The organism is Microbacterium sp. A93, from assembly GCF_051842835.1.
Genome location: NZ_JBPXMT010000026.1, coordinates 1 through 5,710, shown reverse-complemented (window position 1 = coordinate 5,710; position 5,710 = coordinate 1). Strand labels below are relative to the sequence as shown.

The 5,710-nt window shown below is 65.3% G+C and carries 5 protein-coding genes; 3 read left to right on the top strand and 2 right to left on the bottom strand.

What is annotated here, in order from left to right; all coding sequences use genetic code 11:
- Positions 1-114: 114 nt before the first annotated feature.
- Entirely contained in the window at positions 115-474 is a 360-nt protein-coding gene (locus ACSU1G_RS34525; RefSeq protein WP_439286177.1) for a TraR/DksA family transcriptional regulator, read from the top strand.
- Positions 471-1,517, top strand: a complete 1,047-nt coding sequence (locus ACSU1G_RS34520) for a Gfo/Idh/MocA family protein (protein ID WP_439286176.1) — start codon at positions 471-473, stop codon at positions 1,515-1,517. The genes ACSU1G_RS34525 and ACSU1G_RS34520 overlap by 4 nt, the downstream gene beginning before the upstream one ends.
- A 22-nt stretch (positions 1,518-1,539) precedes the next feature.
- On the opposite strand, the gene gnd is transcribed toward ACSU1G_RS34520, so the two are convergent.
- Positions 1,540-2,595: a phosphogluconate dehydrogenase (NAD(+)-dependent, decarboxylating) gene (gene gnd, locus ACSU1G_RS34515; protein ID WP_439286174.1), complete on the bottom strand. Its 1,056-nt coding sequence runs from the start codon at positions 2,593-2,595 to the stop codon at positions 1,540-1,542.
- Between the two features lie 160 nt (positions 2,596-2,755).
- Positions 2,756-4,873: a hypothetical protein gene (locus tag ACSU1G_RS34510; RefSeq protein WP_439286172.1), complete on the bottom strand. Its 2,118-nt coding sequence runs from the start codon at positions 4,871-4,873 to the stop codon at positions 2,756-2,758.
- 260 nt (positions 4,874-5,133) lie between these two features.
- On the opposite strand from ACSU1G_RS34510, the gene ACSU1G_RS34505 reads away from it, so the two are divergent.
- Complete coding sequence (locus ACSU1G_RS34505; RefSeq protein WP_439286170.1) at positions 5,134-5,556, top strand: META domain-containing protein; 423 nt, start codon at positions 5,134-5,136, stop codon at positions 5,554-5,556.
- Positions 5,557-5,710: the final 154 nt, after the last annotated feature.

The following is a 5,710-nucleotide window of genomic DNA, read 5'->3' as shown; positions in this document are numbered from 1 at the left end:
ACGATCTAGATCTAGACCTCAAAGGCCTGAGTGAAAGAGTGCTCACCCACCAACGGACTCAACCACCAGCCTGACCCACGGATCAAGCCGATGCACCCCCATTAGAGTGAGGTCATGGATGACGATGCTCAGCACTTGCGCACACTCCTGGAGGTGCTGCGGCGCGAAGCGGATGCGCGCACCGACGCGCTCACGGCGACGCTCGCCGAGCTCACGCACGACCGCAGCAGCCAAAGTGATGACGACGAGCATGACCCCGAGGGTGTGCCGCTGTCGGCCGAGTGGTCCCGGCTGAGTGGCCTGCTCGACGGATCCCGCACAGAACTACAGCAGGTCGACGATGCCATCGCGCGGATGGATGCCGGCACCTACGGCGTCTGCACGAGCTGTGGCCGTCGCATCCCTGTCGCACGCCTGCGCGTACGCCCATTCGCCGAGCGTTGCGTGCCCTGCGCCGAGAAGGAGAGCAGATGACGAACGACACAGCCACAGAACGCGCGCCGCTGGGCGTCGGGATCATCGGGCTCGGAGGTATCGGCCGCATCCACGCCCGAGCGATCGGCGACCTGCCGAACCTGGGCGAGGTGCGTGCCGTTGCGCACGCGCGCCACGAGGCGCTCGCAGCCTGCGGCCTGCCCACCACGATGCGTCGGACCGTCGACGAGCTTCTCGCCGACGACTCCGTCCAGATCGTCGCGATCTGCACGCCGAGCGACACACACGCCGACCTCGCCCTGCGAGCGATCGAAAGTGGCAAGCACGTCGTGGTCGAGAAACCGATCGCGCTCGACGCCGCCTCGGGGCGGGCCTTGATCGCCAGGGCAGACGCGCTCGGTCGCACGCTCGTCGGCATCGCACAGCGCCGCTACGAACCGCAGAACATCGCCCTCGCCGAACTGCTCACCAGTGGCGCGCTGGGTCACCCTCTGCTGGGCGAGGTGCTCGTGCCCTGGTATCGCGACGATGCGTACTACCGCGCGGCGCCCTGGCGCAGCAAGCGCGACGGCGGGGGCGGCTCGCTCGCCAACCAGGGCCTGCACAACCTCGATCTTGCGCTGATGTTGCTGGGTCCGGTGGTCGAAGTGACCGGCCAGTCCGCGACCGTCACGCACGAGATCGATGTCGAGGATGCCACGACCGCCACCCTGCGCTTCGCATCCGGCGCCATGGGCATCCTCGCCACGACGACCGGCGCCCACCCCGGGCACAATGCCCGACTCAGCGTCATCACGACCACCGGAAGGTTTGAGCTCGACGGAGACGTTATTCGGGAATGGACCTTCGACGTGCCGGCGCCGGCGTCAGGCGGCTCAGCACCGGGCGGCGGATCCGACCCGCTCGCGATCGGCCACGCAGGTCACCTGGCCCAGTGGCGCGATGTGCTGGGCGCAATCGCCGCCGGTCGCGCTCCGCGGGCGACGGGTCAGGATGCCGTGCACACCGCAGAGGTCATCACGGCGATTTATCAAAGCGCCGCGACCGGGGCGGCAGTGCCGGTGGGGACGGTCGCGGCGTAGCCGCCACCGCCCCGCGAGCTGCTCAGCCGGCGTCAGCCTTGCGTGCACCGGCCTCGAGTACGTCTCCGGCTGGGCGTTCCTGATGCCCGCCGAACTGCAAACGCATCGCCGAGAGCACCTGGTTCGCGAACTGGTCTTCGCCACGTGACGCGAAGCGTTCGAAGAGGGATGCCGCGAGCACCGGAACCGGCACCCCGACGTCGATGGCAGCTTTGACTGTCCACCTGCCCTCTCCGGAGTCCGAGACTCGACCGGCGAGCCCGTCCAGAGTGGGATTGTCGTGCAGCGCGGCAGCGGTGAGATCGAGCAACCAGGATGAGATCACCGACCCCCGACGCCAGAGCTCAGCGACTTTGTCGGTGTCGATCGGGAACTGGTAGAACTCCGGCTCCTCGAGTGGGGCGATCTCGGCAGAGTGTTCGGCTTCACGCACTCCCGCATCCGCATTCTTGAGCAGATTGAGTCCCTCGGCGATCGAGGCCATGATGCCGTACTCGATGCCGTTGTGCACCATCTTGACGAAGTGTCCTGAGCCGGAGGGCCCGCAGTGCAGGAAACCCTGCTCTTCGGGTGCGAGAGCACCGGTGCGACCCGGCGTGCGCTCGATCTCTCCGGGCCCTGGTGCGATCGTGCGCAGCACGGGTTCGATGTGCCCGACCGCGACGTCGCTGCCGCCGACCATGAGGCAATAGCCGCGCTCCAGACCGAACACTCCGCCGCTGGTGCCGATGTCGACGTACTCGATACCGCGCTCGCGGAAAGCTGTCGCCCGACGGACGTCGTCGCGGTAGTTCGAGTTCCCACCATCGATGAGGATGTCGCCCTTGTCGAGAACAGCGGCCACCTCTTCGGCCACCGAGCCGGTGAGCGAGGCGGGCACCATCATCCACACAACACGCGTCGGCTCCAGCTTCACCGCGAGATCGGCGATGCTGTCGGCGCCGGTGGCACCCTCCGCGACCAGCGCGGCCACGGCATCCGCATTCACGTCATAGACGACGCATTCGTGTCCATCGCGCATCAACCGTCGCACGATGTTCGCGCCCATCCTGCCGAGTCCGACCATGGCCAGCTGCATATCTTTTCCTCCCGATTCACGCCGGCTCTTGGGGAGCCGAGTCGTGGTCATCCTGACACGCGGCTCGGACCGGCACCAGGGCTCGGACGGAACCCACCAGCCACGGAAAGCAAAAGGCGGACACCTCCGGAGAGGTACCCGCCTTTTTTGCTACCAGCTATCAGCCTTCGATCAGCTTGCGACGACGCATCGTCAGAAGCATGATGCCACCGGCGAGCAGAACCACGGCACCAGCCGAAGCGCTCAGGGGCACGATCATGTCAGAACCAGTCGCGGCAAGGTTGCCGTCGTCACCAGCGCCACCGCTGCCACCCGGAGCGGGAGGCGTGGTGGGCTCAGGTGCCGGAGGCGTGACGGGCTCAGGGACCGGCTCGACGAGCACGGAGAACGCGAGGCTCACCGGCGCCGAGGCGATACCGCTGATGCTCTGCGTTGCAGAGACCGTGTACGAACCGGGCTCGAGAGCAGCCTCGAAGTTGATGCTCCAGACGCCATCCGCGACCTCAGCCGTGTAGGTGCCGCTCTCGGCAGCAAGAGCCGTCGGCTCTGCACCGTTGAGCTTGACCGTGACGGTTGCGCCGTTGATGCCCGTGCCCGCAAGGGACTTGGGACCGTTGTCGAATGCGAACGTGCTGCCGTTGGTGATCGACGTCACGCCGACGGCAACCGGGACGACCTTGAAGGCGGCCTTGGCAGCATCCGAAGTGTCCTCGTTCGCGGTCTGCACCACGCTGATGGTGTGCGCACCGTAGGTGAGCTCAACCGCGACGGACCAGTTGCCCGCACCGTCAACCGTGGTCTCGTACTCGACGCCATCGACCGTGGCGACGACTGCAGCACCGGAAAGACCGGTTCCGCTGACTGCCTTGACCGTGCTGGTGACGGTGGAACCGTCAGCAGGCGACGTGATGACCGGCACCGCGGTGGGCGCGAACTTCGTGGTCACCGTGTAGGTGGTGGTCTCCGAAGCGCTGAAACCGTTGGTCGAGGTCAGCGTGTACTCGTAGGTACCAGGCTTCGTCGGAGCGAGGAAGGTGAACTCACCGTTCTCAAGGTTTGCGTTGAACGTCTCGCCAACGCCGGAAACCTTGACGGACTTGGCACCAGGTGCCGTACCTGCGATGAGCGAGCCGACGTCAACGGTCGAGCCGCTGGTAGGAGCCGTCACCTTGGGAGCGTCCAGGTCGAGTGCGACCGTGTAGCCGTCGGTGTGCTCGAGACCGTAGACGATGGACGTCGCCCAGGTCCACACGCCGGGGATTCCACCGCTGATGACGCCGACGGCCTTGGTGCCCTGGATGACCGCGCCACCGGAGTCGCCGGGAGCAGCCTCAACGTCGCTTTGGAATCCGCGAACCCAGTGGCCAGCGATATCCATCCAGCCTTCGATGATGTCGTATTCGTCGATCGTGCCGGTCGTGAAGCCGGTGGTGCGACCGCTCTTGCTGACGTCGCCGAGCACCGGTGCACCGACGCTCTTGACTGGGATGGTACTGCCCGCGAGCGAACCGAGGTCGTCGGTCGCCGTCGTCCAGTCAGTCACCTCGGGAAGGAGGTTGAACTCACCGTCCGGGTTAATGTCGATGACCGAGATATCGGTGGAGTTGACATCGCCGTCAGCGCCGATCGTGCCATTGAGGCCACCGTACCGCGCGAAACCGAAGGTGCCCAGGAGGATCAGGTCGTCCGGCACCGCGCCGCTGCCGCCGACAGCAGGCTCTTGGCCGGGAACCGACAGCGTGGTGTTGGTGATCTTGACGCCATCTTCGAAGGCACAGTGGCCTGCGCTGATCAGCGCAGGGGCTCCATCAGGAGAGAAGGCACTGAATCCGACCGAGCAGGCCCAGGCACCGCCCGCATCGGGGACCGAAAGGTAGCCCTGGCCGCCCACGACATCGGTTGCGGCGTATGCCACCGGAGCAGAATCGACCGTGACGACCTTGGCGCCTTCGATGTCAGCAGACTCGGTGAAGGCCTTAACCTCGTCGCTCTCGGCCGCGTCATCGTTGCCGGTCGCGACGACCATAACGACATCATCGCCAGCGGCGTTCACGCCGTAAGCAACGATATCGATGCCTGCGGCCGCCGCGTCGTCTGCGGCCTCGATGACCTCGGCGGGAGGAGCATCCTCCACAGGCGTGGTCTCGGTTGTCTGGTCGGTCGGCTCATCTGCGGCGTCTGCGGCATACGCAGGTGTCGCGAAGAAAAGCCCCCCAAGGGCAATCGTCGTGGCCGCGGTCAAAGCCAGCGGACGACGCACCATCCCTCTGTTCTTCATAAAGTCGATGTCCTTGCTCTGTATCGAATAATGGTCCCGAAGCGACAAACTGCTCGTCGTTCCTCAGAAAATCGCGGACTCCGCGCCCGCAGAGCGAACACAGAAACCTCCGCAAGACTACCCAGCAAACTCTCAGAAGCCAACAGTAGATCTCCGTTCTGTCACATGTATGGGGACTTCTCCCCACTTCTTGGCTCGGTTATAACGGTTCGCTCAACCTTCCCGCTCGTCTCCAGGTGGGGCCGACTACGATGACGTCCATGCGCACTCGAACCTCCAGAATCCTCACGTTGGCCGCGATGGCCGGCGCCGTTACGTTGCTGGTCACCGCTTGCTCGACAGGCACAGAGCCGGGTTCCGCGCCCACCTCGTCCGCCGAACCGGATCCAGCCGTGGTGGCAGAACTGGTCGGAGTGTGGGGCGAGGACGCAGCGGGCCAGCCGCACCTGGAATTCACCGAGGATGGCGACGTGAGCGGAAGCGACGGGTGTAATGGAATTTTCAGCACTTACACCGCCGACGACGCCCACATCGAGCTTGCCCAGTTCGCATCCACCCTCAAGGCCTGTGAGGGCGTCGACGATTGGCTCCGCGGCGTGCGCGCCGTCGAGATCGATGGCGACGTTCTTGTCGTGATGGACGATGCCGGCGAGAAGATCGGCGAACTCACCCGCGCCGAATAGCGTCCGAGCGGGCGCTTGTGGCTCATTTTTCGCGCAGAAGCGAGCTGTGAAGTCTCAGTGCTTTTCTGACAGTTGTGTCTCGGGACCTGCCTGACAGTTCTCCTCGTCTTGCACGATCAGGGGATGGCTTATGACTCTTCCCGTACTGATCTGC